Source organism: Streptomyces sp. 5-10, assembly GCF_014712245.1.
Classification (GTDB): Bacteria; Actinomycetota; Actinomycetes; order Streptomycetales; family Streptomycetaceae; genus Streptomyces; species Streptomyces violaceusniger.
Genome location: NZ_JACVYG010000028.1, coordinates 96,761 through 118,385 on the forward strand (window position 1 = coordinate 96,761; position 21,625 = coordinate 118,385).

The following is a 21,625-nucleotide window of genomic DNA, read 5'->3' on the forward strand; positions in this document are numbered from 1 at the left end:
GCGGACCCAGCAGTGATGACGATCACGCCGGACCCCGGGAACCACGGTCCGGTACGGCCCCGCACCGCCGCCTCATTTCGCGGGGGAGCGGGTGTCCCGGGTACGCTCACCGCCGTGCCCCACGCTGATCAGTCCCAAACCCCTCAGAAGGACGTTTCTGTGGAATACCCGGGAGCGCCCCGTCCTCTCCAGGTCCGCCCGACCCCGCTGGCGGAGCTGGCGGATCAGCTGGGCGTCGAAGCCCCCGAAGCCTCGGAACGGGCCGCGGTCACCGGGATCACCCATGACTCGCGGGCCGTACGCCCCGGCGATGTGTACGCCGCGCTGGCCGGTGCCCGCCTCCACGGCGCGGACTTCGCCGCCCAGGCCGCCGACCTCGGCGCGGTCGCGGTGCTGACCGACCCGGCCGGTGCCGAGCGCGCCGCCGCCACCGGCCTGCCGGTCCTCGCGGTGGACGACCCGCGCGGCCGGATGGGCGCGCTGGCCGCCACGATCTACGGCGAGCCGGGTCACGACCTGCTCCAGATCGGCATCACCGGTACCTCCGGCAAGACCACGACCGCGTATCTCATCGAGGGCGGCCTCAAGGCCGCCGCGAAGCACGACGGCGGCCTTACGGGGCTCATCGGCACCGTGGAGACGCGGATCGGCGACGAGCGCATCAAGTCCGAGCGCACCACCCCCGAGGCCACCGACCTCCAGGCGCTGTTCGCGGTGATGCGGGAGCGCGACGTCCGCTCGGTCGTCATGGAGGTCTCCAGCCACGCCCTGGTCCTCGGCCGCGTCGACGGCTGCGTCTTCGACGTGGCGGTCTTCAACAACCTCAGCCCGGAGCACATGGAGTTCCACTCCGGCATGGAGGACTACTTCCAGGCCAAGGCCCAGCTGTTCACCAAGGCCCGCAGCCGCCTCGGAGTGATCAACTACGACGACGAGTACGGCCGCCGCCTGATCGAGCAGTCCGAGGTGCCCGTCACCACCTTCTCCGCCGAGGGCCACCCCGACGCCCACTGGCGCGCCGCGGACGTCGAGGTGGGCCCGCTCGGCTCGACCTTCACCGCCGTCGGCCCGAACGGTGAGTCCGTACGGGCCGCCGCGCCCCTCCCCGGCCCCTTCAACGTGGCCAACGCGCTCGCCGCCGTCGTCGCGCTCGCCGTCGCCGGGATCGACCCGCAGACGGCCGCCGACGGCGTCGCCGCCGTCCCCGGCGTACCGGGGCGGCTGGAGCGGGTCGACGTGGGCCAGCCCTACCTCGCGGTCGTCGACTACGCCCACAAGACCGACGCCGTGGAGTCGGTGCTGCGTGCCCTCCGTAAGGTGACCGACGGCAAGCTGCACGCCGTCCTCGGCTGCGGCGGGGACCGCGACCGGCTCAAGCGCGGCCCCATGGGCGCCGCGGTGGCCCGGTACGCCGACACGGCCGTCCTCACCTCCGACAACCCCCGCTCCGAGGACCCGCTCGCGATCCTCGCCGCCATGCTCGCGGGCGCCGCCGAGGTGCCCGCCCACGAGCGCGGTGATGTGCTGGTCGAGGAGGACCGGGCCAACGCGATCGCGGCCGCCGTCGCCCGCGCCGAGCCGGGTGACACCGTCATCGTGGCGGGCAAGGGACACGAGCTGGGCCAGGACATCGCGGGCGTGGTCCGGGCCTTCGACGACCGCCAGGTACTCCGCGAAGCCATCGAGCTCAGTGAGCGAGCCCACAGGCGCGATGCCACGCGCCCCGAGGCGAGCCCACAGCACCGGGACAAACACCTAGACGACCAGGGATGACAGACCGCCATGCGCGCACCAGCCCCCTCCAGGCAGCTCTCCCGCACGGCCGGAGGTGATCAGTGATCGCACTGTCCCTCACCGAGATCGCCGGCCTAGTCGGTGGACAGCCGCACGACATACCGGACCCGGACCTGAAGGTCACGGGCCCCGTCGTGATCGACTCCCGTGAGGTGCGGCCCGGCAGCCTCTTCGCCGCGCTCCCCGGGGAGCGCGTGGACGGCCACGACTTCGCACGGACCGCGGTCGAGGCGGGCGCCGCGGCGGTCCTGGCCGCCCGCCCCGTCGGCACCCCGGACGCCCCCGTACCGGCGATCGTCGTCCCCGACGTCATCGCCGCCATGGGAGCGCTCGCGCGCGCCGTCGTGGAGCGGCTGGGCACCACCGTGGTCGCCCTCACCGGCTCCGCGGGCAAGACCAGCACCAAGGACCTCATCGCCCAGCTGCTCCAGCGCCGCGGCCCCACCGTATGGACGCCGGGCTCGCTCAACAACGAGATCGGCCTGCCGCTCACCGCGATGAGCGCCGACGAGGCCACCCGGCACCTGGTGCTGGAGATGGGTGCCCGCGGTAAGGGCCACATCCGGTATCTGACGGAGCTCACCCCGCCCCGTATCGGACTCGTGCTCAACGTCGGCACCGCCCATATCGGGGAGTTCGGCGGCCGGGAGCAGATCGCCGAGGCCAAGGGCGAGCTCGTGGAGTCCCTGCCGTCCGCCGTGGAGGGCGGGGTGGCGGTGCTCAACGCCGACGACCCCTTCGTGCGCGCCATGGCGTCGCGCACCAAGGCCCGTACCGTCCTGTTCGGCGAGGCCGAGGACGCCGATGTGCGTGCCGGGAATGTCCGGCTCGCCGACGGCGGCCGCCCCGCCTTCACGCTTCACACCCCTACCGGGTGCAGCGAAGTGACCATGCGCCTGTACGGTGAGCACCACGTGTCGAACGCGCTCGCCGCGGCCGCCGTCGCCCATGAGTTGGGCATGTCCGTCGACGAGATCGCCGTGGCGCTCTCCGAGGCGGGGCAGCTCTCCCGCTGGCGGATGGAGGTCACCGAGCGCTCGGACGGCGTGACGGTCGTCAACGACGCCTACAACGCGAACCCCGAGTCCATGCGAGCAGCGCTGCGCGCGCTGGTCGCCATGGGCGCTGCCACACCGGGGCGTCGCACGTGGGCGGTGCTCGGCCCGATGGCCGAGCTGGGCGAGGAGTCACTGGCCGAGCACGACGCGGTCGGGCGGCTGGCCGTCCGGCTCAACGTCAGCAAGCTCGTGGCGGTCGGCGGCCAGGAGGCCGCCTGGCTGGACATGGGCGCCAAGAACGAGGGTTCGTGGGGTGAGGAGTCGGTGCACGTGTCCGACGTGCGGGCAGCGGTCGATCTGCTGCGCAGCGAGCTGCGACCGGGGGACGTCGTGTTGGTGAAGGCATCCAGGTCGGTCGGCCTGGAGCGGCTCGCTCAGGAGTTGCTCGACGGTGAGGGTGAGGTCGCCGGCCGATGGGCATGAGGCAGATCCTCTTCTCGGGAGCCATCGGGCTCTTCCTGACCCTGATCGGTACGCCGCTGCTGATCAAGCTGCTGGCCCGCAAGGGCTATGGCCAGTACATCCGGGACGACGGTCCGCGGACGCACGGCAGCAAGAAGGGCACGCCCACGATGGGCGGTATCTCCTTCATCCTGGCCACGCTGATCGCCTACGCCCTGACGAAGGTGATCACGGGCAGCCAGCCGACCTTCTCGGGCGTGCTGGTGCTCTTCCTGTTCGCGGGCATGGGCCTGGTCGGCTTCCTCGACGACTACATCAAGATCGTCAAGCAGCGCAGCCTGGGCCTGCGGGCCAAGGCCAAGATGGCCGGTCAGCTGATCGTCGGTATCGCCTTCGCGATCCTCGCACTGAACTTCGCCGACGCGCGCCAGCAGACCCCCGCCTCCGACCGGCTCTCCTTCGTCCAGGACTTCGGCTGGTCCTTCGGCCCGGTGATCTTCGCGATCTGGGCGCTGTTCATGATCCTGGCGATGTCGAACGGCGTGAACCTCACCGACGGTCTGGACGGTCTGGCCACCGGTGCCTCCGTGATGGTCTTCGGCGCCTACACCTTCATCGGCGTCTGGCAGTACCAGGAGTCCTGCGCCAACGCGCAGACCCTCACCAACCCGGCGTCCTGTTTCGAGGTCAGGGACCCGCTCGATCTGGCCGTCGTCGCCTCCGCCCTGATGGGCGCGTGCTTCGGCTTCCTGTGGTGGAACACCTCACCCGCCAAGATCTTCATGGGTGACACCGGTTCGCTCGCCCTCGGCGGCGCGCTCGCCGGCCTCGCCATCTGCTCCCGTACGGAGCTGCTGCTGGCCCTCCTCGGCGGTCTGTTCGTCCTGATCACCATGTCCGTGGTCATCCAGGTCGGCTCCTTCCGGACGACCGGGCGCCGGGTCTTCCGGATGGCACCGCTCCAGCACCACTTCGAACTCAAGGGGTGGAGCGAAGTCCTTGTGGTGGTCCGGTTCTGGATCATCCAGGGCATGTGCGTGATCGTCGGCCTCGGCATCTTCTACGCGGGGTGGCGAGCCTCGTGACGTCGGGCGCCGCCTCCCTCGACGTGTCCGACCTCGCCGGACGGCAGGTCACCGTCGCCGGACTCGGCGTCTCCGGGGTCCCCGCAGCGCGTGCGCTGCGGGGCCTCGGGGCCTCGGTGACCGTGGTCAACGGCAGCGACGGCGAACCGCAGCGCACCCAGGCGGCCGAGCTGGAGCCGCTGGGCATCACGGTCCGCCTCGGCGACGGGGAGACTCTTCCCGACGGCACCGAGCTGATCGTGACCACCCCCGGCTGGAAGCCCACCAGCCCGCTCTTCCTGGCCGCCGCCGAGGCGGGCGTGCCCATCTGGGGCGATGTGGAGCTGGCGTGGCGGCTGCGCGGGCGGGACGCTCCGCCCTGGCTCGCGGTCACCGGCACCAACGGCAAGACGACCACCGTAAGGATGCTGGCGGCCATCCTGGAGGCGGCCGGGCTGCGCACCGCCGCCGTCGGCAACATCGGCGTCTCGCTCCTGGACATCGTGCTGGGCGACGAGCCGTACGACGTACTGGCCGTCGAGCTCTCCAGCTACCAGCTGCACTGGGCGCCCTCGCTGCGCGCCCACTCCGGTGCGGTGCTCAACCTCGCCCCCGACCACCTCGACTGGCACGGCTCCATGGCGGCCTACGCGGCCGACAAGGGCCGGATCTACGAGGGCAACCAGGTGGCCTGCGTCTACAACGTGGCCGACCCCGCCACCGAGGACCTGGTGCGCGCGGCCGACGTCGAGGAGGGCTGCCGGGCGATCGGCTTCACCCTCGGCACCCCCGGCCCCTCCCAGCTCGGTGTCGTGGAGGACATCCTCGTCGACCGGGCCTTCGTGGCGAACCGCCAGAAGCAGGCGCAGGAGCTCGCCGAGGTCTCCGACGTGAACCCGCCGGCCCCGCACAACATCGCCAACGCCCTCGCGGCGGCCGCCCTGGCCCGCGCCTACGGCGTCCCACCGACGGCCGTACGGGACGGCCTGCGCGCCTTCCGGCCGGATCCGCACCGGGTGGAGCACGTGGCGGACGTCGGCGGCGTGGCCTACGTCGACGACTCCAAGGCGACCAACACCCATGCCGCGGAGGCGTCGTTGGGCGCCTATGAGCACATCGTGTGGATCGCGGGCGGCCTCGCCAAGGGGGCCACCTTCGACGAGCTCGTCCTCACGGCGGCCAAGCGGCTGCGCGGCGTGGTGCTGATCGGCGCCGACCGCGCCCTGATCCGCGAAGCGCTCGCGCGACACGCAGCAGATGTCCCGGTCGTGGACCTCGACCGGACCGACACTGGGGCGATGGCGGCGGCTGTGCGCGAAGCGGCGCGGCTCGCCCGGCCGGGCGATACCGTCCTGATGGCCCCGGCCTGTGCCTCGATGGACATGTTCACCAACTACAACAAGCGGGGCGACGCCTTCGCCGCGGCGGTCCATGACCTGGCCTCCGGCCGGGTCCCGGACGAACAGTAGCCCGCCGGTCGCCCGCGAGGACCGCCCGCGCGGGGAAACCGGAGGGGATACGACATGACGCCTGACCAGCCCGCCGCCCCGCGCTCCCGGACGGCCCGCCCCGGCACCGGCCGCCCGGCCCCGCGCTCGGGCGGCGCCCCGCGGCTGCGGGAGGCCGTACGGGGCAAGGGCCGGGCGGCGTCACCGGCCCGCCCGCGCGGCTCGGTGGGCGCCTCCCGGCCTCCGCGCCGCCCGCCGAGGGTGAATGTCCCTGAAGCCCTGCGCGGGCTGCAGCAGCGCGTCCGGCGGGCCTGGGACCGGCCGCTGACCGCGTACTACCTGCTGCTCGGCGGCTCGCTGCTGATCCTGGTGCTCGGGCTGGTCATGGTCTACTCCGCCTCCCAGATCAAGGCGCTGCAGTCCGGCCTCGCACCGTCGTACTTCTTCCGCAAACAGCTCTTCGCCGCCGCGCTCGGCGGCGCGCTGATGCTGCTCGCCGTGCGGATGCCCATCAAACTGCACCGCGCCTTCGCCTATCCGCTGCTCGCGGTCTCGCTCTTCCTGATGTGTCTGGTGCAGGTCCCGGGCATGGGCATCGCGGTCAACGGCAACCAGAACTGGATCTCCTTCGGCGGTCCCTTCCTGCTCCAGCCCAGTGAGTTCGGCAAGCTCGCGCTGGTCCTGTGGGGCGCCGATCTTCTCGCCCGCAAACAGGACAAGCGGCTGCTGGCCCAGTGGAAGCACCTGCTGGTCCCGCTGGTACCCGCCACCGGCATGCTGCTCGGCCTGATCATGCTGGGCGGGGACATGGGCACCGCGATCATCCTCACGGCGATCCTTTTCGGCCTACTGTGGCTGGCCGGCGCCCCCACCCGGCTCTTCGCGGGCGTCCTGGCCTTCGCCGGGGTCATCGGCCTGCTGCTCATCAAGACCAGCGCCAACCGGATGTCCCGGCTCGCCTGTATCGGCGCCACCGAGCCTGGTGCGCACGATCAGTGCTGGCAGGCGGTGCACGGAATCTACGCGCTCGCCAACGGCGGATGGTTCGGCTCGGGACTCGGGGCAAGTATGGAGAAATGGGGCGAACTACCCGAACCGCATACTGACTTCATCTTCGCCATTACCGGGGAGGAACTCGGTCTGGCGGGGACGCTGTCGGTTCTCGTTCTCTTCGCGGCTCTAGGCTATGCGGGTATCCGCGTGGCCGGACGCACGGAGGACCCCTTCGTGAGGTACGCCGCGGGAGGTGTGACCACCTGGATCACGGCCCAGGCCGTGGTCAACATCGGAGCGGTGCTCGGTCTGCTGCCGATCGCGGGTGTTCCGCTCCCGCTGTTCTCCTACGGAGGGTCCGCCCTGCTGCCGACCATGTTCGCCGTCGGCCTGTTGATCGCCTTCGCACGGGCGGAGCCCGCTGCGCGGGCGGCGCTGGCCATGCGGCAGCCTGCTTTGCGGAAGAAGCTGGCTCGGGTGAGACGGAAGACGATGAGACGGCCCGTCAAGAGGCGGCCGTCCGGAGAGCGGTGAATTTCGGTGCATGTCGTACTCGCCGGTGGGGGGACCGCCGGCCACATCGAGCCCGCGCTCGCCCTCGCGGACGCCCTGCGCAGGCAGGACCCGACCGTGGGGATCACGGCGCTCGGCACGGAGCGCGGGCTCGAGACCCGGCTCGTACCGGAGCGCGGCTATGAGCTCGGGCTCATCCCGGCCGTACCGCTGCCGCGCAAGCCCACCCCCGAACTGATCACCGTCCCCGGGCGGCTGCGCGGCACCATCAAGGCCGCCGAGCAGATCCTGGAGCGCACCAAGGCCGACTGCGTCGTCGGCTTCGGCGGCTATGTGGCCCTGCCCGGCTACCTGGCGGCCAAGCGGCTCGGCGTGCCGATCGTCGTCCACGAGGCCAACGCCCGCCCCGGCCTCGCCAACAAGATCGGCTCCCGCTACGCCCACTTCGTCGCGGTCTCCACCCCGGACAGCAAGCTCCGCAACTCCCGCTACGTGGGCATCCCGCTGCGCCGCTCCATCGCCACCCTCGACCGGGCCGCGGTCCGCCCCGAGGCCCGCGCGGCCTTCGGGCTCGACCAGAACCTGCCGACGCTGCTGGTCTCCGGCGGCTCGCAGGGCGCGCGGCGGCTGAACGAGGTGGTCCAGACGGTGGCGCCGTTCCTCCAGCGCGCCGGGATCCAGGTGCTCCACGCGGTCGGCCCGAAAAACGAACTGCCGCATGTGGACAACATGCCCGGAATGCCGCCCTATATCCCGGTACCGTACGTGGACCGGATGGACCTCGCGTACGCCGCGGCCGACATGATGCTCTGCCGCGCGGGCGCGATGACCGTCGCCGAACTGTCCGCCGTCGGGCTCCCCGCCGCCTACGTCCCGCTGCCGATCGGCAACGGCGAGCAGCGGCTCAACGCCCAGCCGGTGGTCAAGGCGGGCGGCGGGCTGCTGGTCGACGACGCCGAGCTGAGCCCCGAGTGGGTGCAGAGCAATGTGCTGCCGGTGCTCGGCGACCCGCACCGGCTGTACGAGATGTCCCGGCGCGCCGCCGAATTCGGCCGCAGGGACGCCGACGAGCTGCTGGTCGGCATGGTGTACGAGGCGATCAGCGCACGCCGCCAGGCGTGAGGAGGCAGGGAGCGTGGCCGGACCGTCGACCGCCGAGCGCGGTGCACGAGGGACGACTCCGTCCGGCCCGCCCCCACGCCTCCTCCGGGTGCGCCGCCGGCTCCGGCCGCCCGGCCGCCGCACCCTGCTGGTGACGGCGGTGGCGGTGATCCTGCTCGGCGCCGGGGCCGTCTGGCTGCTCTACGGCTCGAGCTGGCTGCGGGCCGAGCGGGTGCGGGTCGCCGGCACCACCGTCCTCACCGCCGAGGAGGTGCGCGACGCCGCCGACGTATCCCTGAACACCCCGCTGGTGGCGGTGGACACCCGAGCGATCGAACATCGGGTGCGCGAGCGGCTGAAGCGGATTGCGAAAGTGGACGTATCCCGGTCATGGCCGCACACCATCAGTCTGGTGGTGACGGAACGCAGGCCCGAAGCCATTGTCGAAGAGGACGGGAAGTTCCACGAAGTGGACGCCACGGGAGTCCGGTTCTCCACCCTGAGCAAGCGTCCGAAGGGGGTTCCGCTGCTGGAAATGGAGCCGGATCGGTCGCCGAGTTCGCGCCATTTCGGCCCGACCAGACTGCGCCGCGAGGCGGTCCGGGTGGTCACCCAACTCCCCGAGAAGGTCCGCCAGGACACCCGTTCCCTCAGGGTCCGCTCGTACGATTCGATCACCCTGGAGCTGACCGGGGGCCGTACCATCGCCTGGGGGAGCGGAGAGCGCGGCGTGGCGAAGGCCAAGGCGCTCACCGCCCTGATGAAAGCGCGGCCGGACGCCGACCACTTCGACGTCCAAGCGCCGAGTGCCCCCGCGGTGTCTCGCAGTTGACGTGGATAGCGGCAGGCCAGCACCCTGGTTGGCTAGCCCGCTGGGTGATCACATAGGGTGAAAAGAAAAGCGGGAGGTTCGGCGTGTTCATTGAACGCTCGCCACTTGTCGACTTAGTGTCCTGTTCCGAAGAGTCCGGGAAACAGAGGCACTGGTAACCCTAAACTTCAGCGTTAGGGTTGGGGTCGGCAATCGGAACCGTCCCATTCGGCATCAGTCGGCGCACCGCGGCAACGGCGGGGTGGCGACACGTAACTCGAGGCGAGAGGCCTTCGACGTGGCAGCACCGCAGAACTACCTCGCAGTCATCAAGGTCGTCGGCATCGGCGGCGGTGGCGTGAACGCCATCAACCGGATGATCGAGGTCGGGCTCAAGGGCGTCGAGTTCATCGCGATCAACACCGATGCGCAGGCCCTGCTGATGAGTGACGCGGACGTCAAACTGGACGTCGGCCGCGAGCTCACCCGGGGCCTGGGAGCCGGCGCCAACCCCGAGGTCGGCCGCAAGGCCGCCGAGGACCACCGCGAGGAGATCGAGGAGGTCCTCAAGGGGGCCGACATGGTCTTCGTGACGGCGGGTGAGGGCGGCGGCACGGGCACCGGCGGTGCCCCGGTGGTCGCGAACATCGCCCGCTCGCTGGGCGCACTGACGATCGGTGTGGTCACCCGCCCGTTCACCTTCGAGGGCCGCCGCCGCGCCAATCAGGCGGAGGACGGCATCGCGGGTCTGCGGGACGAGGTCGACACCCTCATCGTGATCCCGAACGACCGGCTGCTGTCCATTTCGGACCGTCAGGTGAGCGTGCTCGACGCGTTCAAGTCGGCCGACCAGGTGCTGCTGTCGGGTGTTCAGGGCATCACCGACCTGATCACCACCCCGGGTCTGATCAACCTCGACTTCGCGGACGTCAAGTCCGTGATGTCGGAGGCCGGATCGGCGCTCATGGGCATCGGCTCGGCCCGCGGCGACGACCGCGCGGTGGCCGCGGCCGAGATGGCGATCTCCTCGCCGCTGCTGGAGGCGTCCATCGACGGCGCCCGGGGCGTGCTGCTCTCCATCTCCGGCGGCTCGGACCTCGGTCTGTTCGAGATCAACGAGGCCGCCCAGCTGGTGAGCGAGGCCGCCCACCCCGAAGCCAACATCATCTTCGGCGCGGTGATCGACGACGCGCTCGGCGACGAGGTCCGGGTCACCGTGATCGCGGCGGGCTTCGACGGCGGTCAGCCGCCCGCGAAGAACCGCGACAAGGTGCTCGGCTCCTACAGCGGCGGCAACCGCGAAGAGGGATCCGGCAGCTCCTCGAGCCGCCCGGCCGGCCAGGACAGCGGCAGCCGCCCGTCCTTCGGCGGGCTCGGCAGCGTCACCCCGCGCGAGGAGGAGCCCGCCCCGGCGGACCCGGCCCCGGTCGCCGAGGTGCCGCCGCCCCCGGTGCCCACCCCGCACCCCCAGGTCCCCCCGGCCCGCCCCTACCCGGAGAGCCAGGCCGAGGAGCTGGACGTCCCGGACTTCCTGAAGTGAGCCGTCCGGCATGGCTCGACGGCGACTTTGAAGTGAACCAGACGTGATAGCGCAACAGCACGACGCGAGCGGCGCGCACTTCGCCTTCACCGACCGGTGGGGCGGGGTGAGCGCCGCTCCGTATGACGAGCTCAACCTCGGCGGGGCGGTCGGCGACGACCCCGAGGCCGTACGGACCAACCGCGAGCTGGCCGCCAAGGCGATGGGCCTGGACCCGGCGGCGGTCGTCTGGATGAACCAGGTGCACGGCCGGGATGTCGCGGTGGTCGACGGGCCGTGGCCGGATGGCGAGATCCCGGCGGTGGACGCGGTGGTGACGCGGCGTCGGGGGCTCGCCCTGGCCGTGCTCACCGCCGACTGCACCCCGGTGCTGCTGGCCGATCCGGTGGCCGGGGTCGTCGGCGCGGCCCACGCCGGGCGGCCGGGACTGGTCGCCGGAGTGGTGCCCGCGGTGGTGAAGGCGATGACCGAACAGGGCGCCGAGCCCGCCCGGATCGTCGCCCGCACCGGGCCCGCGGTCTGCGGCCGCTGCTACGAGGTCCCCGCGGACATGCGCGCCGATGTCGCCGAGACGGTGCCGGAGGCGTGGGCCGAGACCCGCTGGGGTACCCCCGCGGTGGATGTGGCGGCCGGTGTGCGGGCCCAACTGGAGCGCGCGGGTGTGCGGATGGACGAGATGGATGGACAATCTCACATCTGCACCCTGGAGTCGGCGGACCACTTCTCCTACCGGCGCGAGCGCACCACGGGGCGGCTCGCGAGCTATGTCTGGTTGGGCGGCTGAGCTGTGACGGATCGCAAGGCGGAACTGGCCGCGAACCTGGCCCGGGTGGAGGAACGTATCTCTGCCGCCTGTGCCGAGGCCGGTCGCAAGCGCGAAGAGGTGACCCTGATCGTGGTCACCAAGACCTATCCGGCGAGCGATATCCGTTTGCTCGCGGAACTCGGCGTACGGCACGTCGCCGAGAACCGCGACCAGGAGGCCGCCCCTAAAGCCGCGGAATGCGCGGATCTGCCATTGATCTGGCACTTTGTCGGGCAATTGCAGACCAATAAGGTGCGTTCCGTATCGAGTTATGCCGATGTGGTGCAATCTGTCGATCGCAAGCGATTGGTCGACGCGCTCTCCCGTGCGGCTGTGGGGGCCGCGCGGGAGCTGGGCGTCCTGATTCAGGTCGCGCTCGACGTGGACTCCAGTGACCGGGGAGAGCGCGGAGGGGTGGGACCGGACGGAGTGGAACGGCTCGCCGAGTCCGTGGTCGAGGCCGAAGGGCTCCGGCTCGACGGTCTGATGACCGTCGCCCCGCTGACGGGCCCCTATGAGGGGCGGCCGCGGGCGGCGTTCGACCGGCTGATGGAAATCTCATCCCGCCTGCGCGTGGCCCATCCGGCTGCGAACATGGTCTCGGCGGGGATGAGCTCGGACCTCGAGGAAGCGGTGGCGGCGGGGGCGACACATGTGCGCGTCGGCACTGCGGTACTCGGAGTCCGACCCAGGCTCCGGTAACGTCGCGAAGAAGTCGGACCACAGCAGAAAATATGGTCATTCCCGTCAAAAGGCGGGCGGGCCACGTGGATCCATGGCATCCGGTGGCGGAGCCGATCCACCACAGAGCGGAGGACGCAGAAAATGGCCGGCGCGATGCGCAAGATGGCGGTCTACCTCGGCCTCGTGGAGGACGATGGGTACGACGGCCGGGGATTCGACCCCGACGACGAGTTCGAGCCCGAGCCGGAGCCCGAGCGCGAGCGGGACCGCCGGCGGCATCAGGTGGTGGAGCCCGAACCACGGCCGGAAAGGGGCGAATCTGTGCGAGTCGTCCACCCTCCCGCACAACGCGAACCGGCTCCTCTTGCGGTGGAAACCGGGCGACCCGCGCGAATTGCCCCCGTGGCATCCATCACACCTGAACGTCAGAGCTTGGAGAAGAACGCCCCAGTGATCATGCCCAAGGTCGTGTCCGAGCGGGAGCCGTACCGCATCACCACACTGCACCCCCGGACCTACAACGAGGCCCGTACTATCGGGGAACACTTCCGTGAGGGCACTCCCGTGATCATGAATCTGACGGAGATGGACGACACGGATGCGAAGCGACTTGTCGACTTTGCGGCCGGTCTGGTGTTCGGTCTCCATGGGAGCATTGAGCGGGTGACGCAGAAGGTGTTCCTGTTGTCTCCTGCTAACGTCGATGTCACGGCGGAGGACAAGGCCCGTATCGCAGAGGGCGGGTTCTTCAACCAGAGCTGAGACGCAAAAACGGCAAACCGGCAACACCGAGTCATCCGAGGCCGAAAGGCCGAGTACGAACCAGGGGAGAGGGACGCGCGGGATGGGCATCGCACTACAGGTGATCTACATCGCGCTCTACTGCTACCTGATCGTGCTGATCTTCAGGCTCGTGATGGACTATGTCTTCCAGTTCGCGCGCTCGTGGCAACCCGGTAGGGCGATGGTGGTCATCCTCGAGGCCACCTACACTGTGACCGATCCGCCACTCAAGCTGCTACGGCGGTTCATCCCGCCGTTGCGTCTCGGGGGTGTGGCGCTCGACCTGTCCTTCTTCGTGCTGATGATCATCGTCTGGATCCTGATCACCGTCGTGAGCAATTTTGCGAGCAGGGTGTGAACGATACGGTCTTGCCGATTGCCGACGACTACGTTGAGGTGAAGTAGAGATGCCGTTGACCCCCGAGGACGTGCGGAACAAGCAGTTCACGACCGTCCGCCTCCGAGAAGGCTATGACGAGGACGAGGTCGATGCCTTCCTCGACGAGGTCGAAGCCGAACTGACCCGGCTGCTGCGGGAGAACGAGGACCTGCGTGCCAAGCTGGCCGCCGCGACGCGTGCCGCGGCCCAGAGCCAGCAACAAGGCATGCGCAAGCCTCCCGAACAGCAGGAGCGGCCGGGTGCACCCGTGCCCGCCGCCATATCTGGACCGCCGCAGCCGGTGCCGCCCGGCCAGCAGCAGATGGGTGGCCCGCCCCAACTCCCGGGCGGAGCCCCGCAGCTGCCGGCCGGTCCGATGGGCCAGAACGGCCCCGGCCCGATGCAGCAGGGTGGCCCCGGGCCGATGCAGCAGGGCGGACCCGGCCCGATGCAGCAGGGTGGTCCCATGGGCCCCGGCGGCCCCATGGGTGGCCCGATGGGCGGTCCCGGTGGCCCGGGTGGCCCCGGCGGTCCTGGTGGCCCCGGCGGCCCGCAGCTGCCGCAGCCGGGGCAGGGCCCGGGCGGCGACAGCGCCGCGCGCGTGCTCTCGCTCGCGCAGCAGACCGCCGACCAGGCGATCGCGGAGGCCCGTTCCGAGGCCAACAAGATCGTCGGCGAGGCCCGTAGCCGCGCCGAGGGCCTGGAGCGGGACGCCCGCGCCAAGGCCGACGCGCTGGAGCGGGACGCGCAGGAGAAGCACCGTGTCGCGATGGGCTCCCTGGAGTCCGCTCGTGCCACGCTCGAGCGCAAGGTCGAGGATCTGCGCGGCTTCGAGCGCGAGTACCGCACGCGGCTGAAGTCGTACCTGGAGAGCCAGCTGCGCCAGCTGGAGAACCAGGCCGACGACTCGCTCGCCCCGCCGCGCACCCCGGCGACCGCCTCGCTGCCGCCGTCCCCCTCGATGAGCGGCTCCATGGCCTCGGCCGGCGCCGGCTCGATGGGTGGCCACACGATGGGTGGCAACCAGTCGATGGGCGGCCACAACCAGAACGGTGGGGCACCGTCCTACGGTGGCCAGCAGCAGATGTCTCCCGCGATGACCCAGCCGATGGCACCGGTGCGGCCGCAGAGTCCGCAGCCGATGCAGCAGGCGCCGAGCCCGATGCGGGGCTTCCTCATCGACGAGGACGACAACTGACGCGGGGCGCGTAGTAGCGCGGAGCGTTCGGCAATCACAAGGGCCGGGCCCCAGGAGCCTCCTCCTGGGGCCCGGCCCTTTGCCACGCCCGCGGCCCGTGGGGGGCGGGGGCTTTTCCCCTACCCGCCCCTTCCCGAACCAGGGGCTCCGCCCCTGGACCCCGGACGCCCTTCGGGCGTGTCCTCAATCGCCGGACGGGCTGATTATCAGCCCGTCCATGGGGCACCTCCCAGCGGTAGCTGGGGGAGATTGAGGACCGGGGTCCGGGGCGGAGCCCCGGTTGTGGGAAGGGGCGGGGTGGGGAACAAACCNCGGGGTCCGGGGCGGAGCCCCGGTTGTGGGAAGGGGCGGGGTGGGGAACAAACCCCGGCGGAGCGTTACGCCTTGCGGAGGCGGAAGGTCAGACCCAGCGGGGCGTCGGTGAACTGCTCGCCGTAGCCTTCCTCCCCGTCGCCGGAGGCGAAGTCGATCGCGAGGACCTCGTCGGCGATCAGCTCGGCGTGGTCGGCGAGAGCCTGACGCAGCTCCTCGTCGGCCGACTGCCACCGCAGCGCGATCCGGTCGGCCACGTCCAGCCCGCTGTTCTTACGGGCCTCCTGGATCAGCCGGATCGCGTCACGGGCCAGCCCCGCGCGCCGCAGCTCCGGGGTGATCTCCAGGTCGAGCGCGACCGTGGCGCCCGCGTCGGAGGCGACCGACCAGCCCTCGCGCGGGGTCTCGGTGATGATGACCTCGTCGGGGGAGAGGACGACCGTCTCGCCGTCCACCACGACCGACGCGTTCCCCTCGCGCAGCGCGACCGACAGCGCGGCCGCGTCCGCCTCCGCGATCGCCTTGGCGACCGGCTGGGTGCCCTTGCCGAAGCGCTTGCCCAGGGCGCGGAAGTTGGCCTTCGCGGTCGTGTCGACCAGCGAGCCGCCGACCTCGCTCAGCGACGCCAGCGAGGAGACGTTCAGCTCCTCCTCGATCTGGGCGCGCAGTTCGGCGCCGAGGTTTTCGAAGCCGGAGGCGGCGACCAGCGCGCGCGACAGCGGCTGGCGCGTCTTCACACCGGACTCCGCGCGGGTCGCGCGCCCCAGCTCCACCAGGCGCCGCACGAGCGCCATCCGCTCCGAGAGGGCCGGGTCGATCATCGACCGGTCCGGCTCGGGCCAGGTGGTCAGGTGCACGGAGGCGGGGGCCTCCGGGGTCACCGGGACGACCAGGTCCTGCCAGACCCGCTCGGTGATGAACGGCACCAGGGGCGCCATCAGCCGGGTGACCGTCTCGATGACGTCGTGCAGGGTGCGCATCGCGGCCGCGTCGCCCTGCCAGAAGCGGCGGCGGGAGCGGCGCACGTACCAGTTGGACAGGTCGTCGACGAAGGCCGACAGCAGCTTTCCGGCGCGCTGGGTGTCGTACGCCTCCAGGGACTGGGTGACCTGCTCGGTGAGCGTGCCCAGCTCGCCCAGCAGCCACCGGTCCAGCAGCGGCCGCTCGGCCGGGGCCGGGTCGGCCGCGGACGGCGCCCAGCCCGAGGTGCGGGCGTACAGCGCCTGGAAGGCCACCGTGTTCCAGTAGGTGAGCAGCGTCTTGCGCACGACCTCCTGGATGGTGCCGTGGCCCACCCGGCGGGCCGCCCACGGCGAGCCGCCCGCGGCCATGAACCAGCGCACCGCGTCCGCGCCGTGCTGATCCATCAGCGGGATCGGCTGAAGGATGTTGCCCAGGTGCTTGGACATCTTGCGACCGTCCTCGGCCAGGATGTGACCGAGGCAGACCACGTTTTCATACGAGGACTTATCGAAGACGAGCGTGCCGACCGCCATCAGCGTGTAGAACCAGCCGCGGGTCTGGTCGATGGCCTCGGAGATGAACTGCGCCGGGTAGCGCCGCTCGAAGAGCTCCTTGTTGCGGTACGGGTAGCCGTACTGCGCGAAGGGCATCGAGCCCGAGTCGTACCAGGCGTCGATGACCTCGGGCACCCGCTCGGCCGTCAGCGAGCAGCCGTCGGCGGTGCAGGTGAAGGTGACCGCGTCGATGTACGGCCGGTGCGGGTCCAGACCGCTCTGGTCGGTGCCGGTCAGCTCGGAGAGCTCGGTGAGGGAGCCGACGCAGGTGAGATGGGACTCGGCACAGCGCCAGATGGGCAGCGGGGTGCCCCAGTAGCGGTTCCGCGACAGCGCCCAGTCGATGTTGTTATTGAGCCAGTCGCCATAGCGACCGGTCTTGACCGACTCGGGATACCAGTTGGTCTTCTCGTTCTCCCGCAGCAGCGCGTCCTTGATCGCGGTGGTGCGGATGTACCAGGACGGCTGGGCGTAGTAGAGCAGCGCGGTGTGGCAGCGCCAGCAGTGCGGGTAGCTGTGCTCGTACGGCACGTGCCGGAACAGCAGCCCACGGTCCTTGAGGTCCGCCGTCAGCGCCTCGTCGGCCTTCTTGAAGAACTGGCCGCCGACCAGCTCCAGGCCCTCCTCGAAGGTGCCGTCCGGGCGGACCGGGTTGACCACCGGCAGCCCGTACGCCCGGCAGGTCAGCAGGTCGTCCTCACCGAAGGCGGGGGACTGGTGGACCAGACCGGTGCCGTCCTCGGTCGTCACGTAGTCGGCGTTGACGACGAAGTGGGCGCCGGGGATCTCCACCAGCTCGAAGGGGCGCCGATAGCTCCAGCGCTCCATCTCGGCCCCGGTGAACGACTCCCCGGTGACCGTCCAGCCCTCGCCGAGCGCCTTCTCGACCAGCGGCTCGGCGACGACCAGCTTCTCCTCGCCGTTGCCGGCGACCACATAGCGCACCTCCGGGTGCGCGGCCACGGCGGTGTTGGAGACCAGGGTCCACGGCGTGGTCGTCCACACCAGCAGCGCCGCCTCGCCCGCCAGCGGGCCTGAGGTCAGCGGGAAGCGGACGAAGACCGAGGGGTCGACGACCGTCTCATAGCCCTGGGCCAGCTCGTGGTCGGACAGCCCGGTGCCGCAGCGCGGGCACCAGGGGGCCACGCGGTGGTCCTGGACCAGCAGCCCCTTGGTGAAGATCTCCTTCAGGGACCACCACACCGACTCGATGTACCCGGGGTTCATGGTCCAGTAGGCGCCGTCGAGGTCGGTCCAGAACCCCATCCGGGTGGTGAGCTCGGCGAAGGCGTCGGTGTGCCGGGTGACGGACTCCCGGCACTTGGCGTTGAACTCGGCGATGCCGTACGCCTCGATGTCCTTCTTACCGTTGAAGCCCAGCTCCTTCTCGACCGCCAGCTCCACCGGCAGGCCGTGGCAGTCCCAGCCCGCCTTGCGGTCGACGTGGTAGCCCCGCATGGTGCGGAAGCGCGGGAAGACGTCCTTGAAGACGCGGGCCTCGATGTGGTGGGCGCCCGGCATGCCGTTCGCGGTCGGCGGGCCCTCGTAGAAGACCCACTCGGGCCGCCCCTCGGACTGCTCGAGGCTACGGGCGAAGATCTTGTTCTCCCGCCAGAAGTCGAGCACGGCGTGCTCGAGGGCGGGCAGGTCGACCTGGGCGGGCACCTGGCGGTACTGCGGCGTCATCGGGGCTCTTCTTCCTCCGGCGGACACGTGCTCTTCCGTTTCCGTCGGAGGGACGAGAGCCGTGCGCTCCCGCGGTACCACCCTCCTTGACCGGCAGCGGTCTGCTCCCGGCCCCCTCATTGGGATCGCGATGCCGGTTCTACTGACCCAGGGCGGGCGTTCTTCCGGCGGCTCCGGGGTGATCCTTCACATCGCGCTCGCCCCCGGGCTCACACCGTCCCCGGGTCGCTCTGGGCCGCCTACGACGCTACTCGTCCCCATCCACGCCTTTCGCTGCGCCCCAGTGTACGGGGCCGAGGAGACCGGGGCCGACCGAATATGGCACTGCTCGGTCACCGCTGGGGCACTGCTCCGAGCGGGTGACGGCCGGCTCCGGGGGCTGACCCGAATGGCCAGACGCCGGGGGCCGCGATCAGGGCCGTCACGCTGGGTCACCACCGGGTGCCGGATCCCGGACGGATTACCGGGCGTGGAGTGGGGCACAACGGTGGAGACCGGGTTGTCGCACGGGCAAGCCGGGCGAATCGGGCGGCGTGCCCCGTTGCCGCCCGTCCGGAGTCGATTTATCGTTCCGGAACGATTCGCGCGCAAGATCACAATATGTGAAGGGGCCGCGGCCATGGTGGCGAGAAAGACCGCCGTGCAGAAGAGCACGGCGAAGGCGACGAAGGCCGCGCCCGGCAAGAAGAGCGCCTCGGGCAAGAAGGCCGTCAACGAGACCGCGGCACCCGGCAGGGCCGCCGCGCAAGGCGCCGCCAAGGCGGCGAAGAACGCCAAGGCGGCGAAGAAGAGCGCACCGAAGAAGACGTCGGAGACGCCCGCCAAGAAGGCCGCGCCCGCCGACAAGGCGGTGCCCCCGAAGAAGACGGGAGCCAGGAAAGTGGTTGCGAAGAAGACCCCAGGTGGTGCGCCGACCGACAAGAAGGCCACGACGACCGCGCCACCCCTGCCCAAGGCCCGTGCGGCGGGCGCCCCCGTCGACCCCGGCGAGCTCGCGGTCCGCCCGGGCGAGGACCCCTGGTCGGCCGGGGAGGTGGACGAGGCGCGCGCCGGGCTGCTGACCGAGGCCGGCCGGCTGCGCACCGAGATCCTCGCCTCCGAGGAGGCGATCACCGGGCTGATGCGCGACTCCGGCGACGGCGCGGGCGACGACCAGGCCGACACCGGCACCAAGAACATCACCCGCGAGCACGAGATGGCCCTGGCCGGAAACGCCCGCGAGATGCTGCTCCAGACCGAGCGCGCCCTGGATCGGCTGGACACCGGGACGTACGGGCTGTGCGAGAGCTGTGGCAACCCGATCGGCAAGGCGCGGATGCAGGCGTTCCCCCGGGCCACGCTGTGTGTCGAGTGCAAGCAGCGCCAGGAGCGGCGCTGACGCCCGTACGCGTGTGCCGTACCCTCGTCCCTCACAGGGGGAGACAGACTCACGAGGTTGAGGGACTCACGTGACAGAGGCGGAGCAGGCCATCGGTACGCCGGACGCGGGGAAGGCAGAGGAAGGCGCCGGGGCCGGCGCCGCCGGATCCGATGAGGCCGCGGCGGGCAGGGGGAAGCGGCGCGTCGGGGTGCTCCTCACGGTCGCGGCGCTGGCCTATCTGATCGATCTGACCAGCAAGCTGGCCGTGGTCGCGAAGCTGGAGCACCACGCTCCGGTCGAGGTGATCGGCACCTGGCTGCAGTTGGAGGTGATCCGCAACCGGGGGGCGGCGTTCGGCTTCGGCGAGGCCATGACCATCGTCTTCACGGTGATCGCGGTCGGCGTCATCGTGGTGATCGCGCGGCTGGCCCGCAAGCTCCACAGCCTGCCCTGGGCCATCGCGCTCGGGCTGCTGCTCGGCGGCGCCTTCGGCAACCTCACCGACCGGATCTTCCGGGCGCCCGGGGACTTCCAGGGGGCGGTCGTCGACTTCATCGCGCCCTCCCACTTCGCGGTCTTCAACCTCGCCGATTCGGCCATCGTGTGCGGCGGCTTCCTGATCGTGGTCCTGTCCTTCCGCGGTCTGGACCCGGACGGCACGGTCCACAAGGACTGACGGGGCCGGCGCCGGTCCGGTCCCGGGGAGCGGCGTCACGGCCGGTATCCGACGGGCGTACGAACCGGTGCTCCCGGTCCGGCATACTCGTCGGGTGAGTACGATTCCCGAGATCCGCACCCTGCCCGTACCGGACGGTCTGGAGGGCGAGCGCGTCGATGCCGCGATCGCCCGCATGTTCGGTTTCTCCCGGACCAAGGCGGCCGAGCTGGCCGCCGCCGGAAAGGTGCAGCTCGACGGCAGCGTCGCCGGGAAGTCCGACCGCGTCTCCGGGGGTGCCTGGCTCGAGGTCGAGATGCCGCAGGCCGCGCCGCCGGTGCGGATCGTCGCCGAGCCCGTCGAGGGCATGGACATCGTGCACGACGACGAGGACATCGTGGTCGTCTCCAAGCCGGTCGGCGTCGCCGCCCACCCCAGCCCCGGCTGGACCGGCCCCACCGTGATCGGCGGGCTCGCCGCCGCCGGTTTCCGCGTCTCCACCTCGGGCGCCGCCGAGCGCCAGGGGATCGTGCACCGGCTGGACGTCGGCACCTCCGGGCTCATGGTCGTCGCCAAGTCCGAGCTCGCGTACTCCGTGCTCAAGCAGCAGTTCCGCGAGCGCACCGTGGACAAGCGCTACCACGCGCTGGTCCAGGGCCACCCGGACCCGCTGAGCGGCACCATCGACGCCCCGATCGGCCGCCATCCCCAGCACGACTACAAGTGGGCGGTGACCGCGGACGGCAAGCCGAGCGTCACCCACTACGACCTCATCGAGGCGTTCCGGGCCGCGAGCCTGCTGGACATCAAGCTGGAGACCGGCCGCACCCACCAGATCCGGGTGCACATGGCGGCCCACCGCCACCCCTGCGTCGGCGACCTCACCTACGGCGCGGACCCGACGCTCGCCAAGCGGCTGAAGCTGACCCGGCAGTGGCTGCACGCCGTGCGGCTCGGCTTCGAGCACCCCGCCCACGGCGGATGGGTCGAGTTCGAAAGCGCCTACCCGGACGATCTGCGCGGTGCGCTGGACATCGTGAAGGCGGAGAGCGCGTGATCGAGGTCGTGACCGACGGGGATCTGTCCGGCTGCTTCGCGGTCCGCCGCGAGGTCTTCGTGGTCGAGCAGCGGATCCCCGAGGAGGAGGAGATGGACGCGTACGACGCGCACGCCGTCCACCTCCTGGCCACCGACGACGGAGGCCGCCCGGTGGGCACCGTCCGCTTCCTGCACGGCGCGGCCGCCGACAAGAAGTACGGCCACGCCGGTGTCGACGGCGCCACCACCGCCGTGCTCGGCCGCCTCGCGGTGGCCGGGGCGGCGCGGGGCACGGGGCTGGGGGCCGACCTGGTCCGGGCCGTCGAGGCGGAGGCCCGGCGGCGCGGTCTGGCCGAGGTCTACCTGGAGGCCCAGACCCATGCGCTCGGCTTCTACGAGCGGCTGGGCTACGAGGCGTTCGGCCCCGAGTTCGACGAGGGCAGCGGCATTCCGCACCGGGCGATGCGACGGTCGCTGTAGCGCC

General features: G+C 71.0%; 18 protein-coding genes. 17 read left to right on the forward strand and 1 reads right to left on the reverse strand.

What is annotated here, in order from left to right; all coding sequences use genetic code 11:
* Window positions 1-12 precede the first annotated feature (12 nt).
* From IEJ02_RS27710 to IEJ02_RS27770, 13 genes are all read left to right on the forward strand, one after another.
* The gene (locus IEJ02_RS27710) at window positions 13-1,773 is read left to right on the forward strand and encodes a UDP-N-acetylmuramoyl-L-alanyl-D-glutamate--2,6-diaminopimelate ligase (RefSeq protein WP_137977564.1); all 1,761 of its coding nucleotides are present in this window, start codon (window positions 13-15) and stop codon (window positions 1,771-1,773) included.
* A 62-nt stretch (window positions 1,774-1,835) separates the two neighbouring features.
* Entirely contained in the window at window positions 1,836-3,275 is a 1,440-nt protein-coding gene (locus IEJ02_RS27715) for a UDP-N-acetylmuramoyl-tripeptide--D-alanyl-D-alanine ligase (RefSeq protein WP_191067335.1), read from the forward strand.
* Window positions 3,272-4,339, forward strand: a complete 1,068-nt coding sequence (gene mraY / locus IEJ02_RS27720; protein ID WP_137980679.1) for a phospho-N-acetylmuramoyl-pentapeptide-transferase — start codon at window positions 3,272-3,274, stop codon at window positions 4,337-4,339. Before IEJ02_RS27715 ends, mraY begins: the two co-directional genes overlap by 4 nt.
* A complete protein-coding gene (gene murD, locus IEJ02_RS27725) occupies window positions 4,324-5,787 on the forward strand; it encodes a UDP-N-acetylmuramoyl-L-alanine--D-glutamate ligase (protein WP_275559654.1) in 1,464 nt (487 codons plus the stop codon). Before mraY ends, murD begins: the two co-directional genes overlap by 16 nt.
* 54 nt (window positions 5,788-5,841) lie before the next feature.
* A complete protein-coding gene (gene ftsW / locus IEJ02_RS27730) occupies window positions 5,842-7,293 on the forward strand; it encodes a putative lipid II flippase FtsW (RefSeq protein ID WP_191067336.1) in 1,452 nt (483 codons plus the stop codon).
* Window positions 7,294-7,299: 6 nt separating this feature from the next.
* Window positions 7,300-8,394, forward strand: a complete 1,095-nt coding sequence (gene murG, locus IEJ02_RS27735) for an undecaprenyldiphospho-muramoylpentapeptide beta-N-acetylglucosaminyltransferase (RefSeq protein WP_037948994.1) — start codon at window positions 7,300-7,302, stop codon at window positions 8,392-8,394.
* Window positions 8,395-8,407: 13 nt separating this feature from the next.
* Window positions 8,408-9,205 (forward strand): cell division protein FtsQ/DivIB, encoded by a 798-nt coding sequence (locus tag IEJ02_RS27740; protein WP_191067337.1) that lies wholly within the window; start codon window positions 8,408-8,410, stop codon window positions 9,203-9,205.
* Between the two features lie 277 nt (window positions 9,206-9,482).
* Entirely contained in the window at window positions 9,483-10,724 is a 1,242-nt protein-coding gene (gene ftsZ / locus IEJ02_RS27745; RefSeq protein ID WP_191067338.1) for a cell division protein FtsZ, read from the forward strand.
* Between the two features lie 43 nt (window positions 10,725-10,767).
* Entirely contained in the window at window positions 10,768-11,508 is a 741-nt protein-coding gene (gene pgeF, locus IEJ02_RS27750; protein ID WP_191067339.1) for a peptidoglycan editing factor PgeF, read from the forward strand.
* 3 nt (window positions 11,509-11,511) lie between these two features.
* Window positions 11,512-12,231: a YggS family pyridoxal phosphate-dependent enzyme gene (locus IEJ02_RS27755; RefSeq protein ID WP_191067340.1), complete on the forward strand. Its 720-nt coding sequence runs from the start codon at window positions 11,512-11,514 to the stop codon at window positions 12,229-12,231.
* Between the two features lie 123 nt (window positions 12,232-12,354).
* Complete coding sequence (locus IEJ02_RS27760; protein WP_191067341.1) at window positions 12,355-12,975, forward strand: cell division protein SepF; 621 nt, start codon at window positions 12,355-12,357, stop codon at window positions 12,973-12,975.
* 82 nt (window positions 12,976-13,057) lie between these two features.
* Complete coding sequence (locus tag IEJ02_RS27765) at window positions 13,058-13,354, forward strand: YggT family protein (protein ID WP_014060001.1); 297 nt, start codon at window positions 13,058-13,060, stop codon at window positions 13,352-13,354.
* Between the two features lie 49 nt (window positions 13,355-13,403).
* Entirely contained in the window at window positions 13,404-14,573 is a 1,170-nt protein-coding gene (locus tag IEJ02_RS27770; protein ID WP_137977558.1) for a DivIVA domain-containing protein, read from the forward strand.
* Between the two features lie 377 nt (window positions 14,574-14,950).
* Here IEJ02_RS27770 and ileS read toward each other — a convergent pair whose 3' ends face one another.
* Window positions 14,951-18,088, reverse strand: a complete 3,138-nt coding sequence (gene ileS, locus IEJ02_RS27775) for an isoleucine--tRNA ligase (protein ID WP_191067342.1) — start codon at window positions 18,086-18,088, stop codon at window positions 14,951-14,953.
* Between the two features lie 619 nt (window positions 18,089-18,707).
* Between ileS and IEJ02_RS27780 the strand changes: the two genes are divergently transcribed.
* The 4 genes from IEJ02_RS27780 to IEJ02_RS27795 all read left to right on the forward strand — a co-directional run bounded on the left by IEJ02_RS27780 (window position 18,708) and on the right by IEJ02_RS27795 (window position 21,621).
* Window positions 18,708-19,466, forward strand: a complete 759-nt coding sequence (locus tag IEJ02_RS27780) for a TraR/DksA family transcriptional regulator (protein ID WP_191067343.1) — start codon at window positions 18,708-18,710, stop codon at window positions 19,464-19,466.
* Between the two features lie 70 nt (window positions 19,467-19,536).
* Window positions 19,537-20,124 (forward strand): signal peptidase II, encoded by a 588-nt coding sequence (lspA, locus tag IEJ02_RS27785; protein WP_191067344.1) that lies wholly within the window; start codon window positions 19,537-19,539, stop codon window positions 20,122-20,124.
* Between the two features lie 94 nt (window positions 20,125-20,218).
* Window positions 20,219-21,160 carry an RluA family pseudouridine synthase gene (locus tag IEJ02_RS27790; RefSeq protein WP_046089296.1) on the forward strand — a complete coding sequence of 314 codons (942 nt, stop codon included), beginning with the start codon at window positions 20,219-20,221 and terminating at the stop codon, window positions 21,158-21,160.
* Complete coding sequence (locus tag IEJ02_RS27795; RefSeq protein ID WP_191067345.1) at window positions 21,157-21,621, forward strand: GNAT family N-acetyltransferase; 465 nt, start codon at window positions 21,157-21,159, stop codon at window positions 21,619-21,621. The genes IEJ02_RS27790 and IEJ02_RS27795 overlap by 4 nt, the downstream gene beginning before the upstream one ends.
* The last annotated feature ends 4 nt before the right edge of the window (window positions 21,622-21,625 follow it).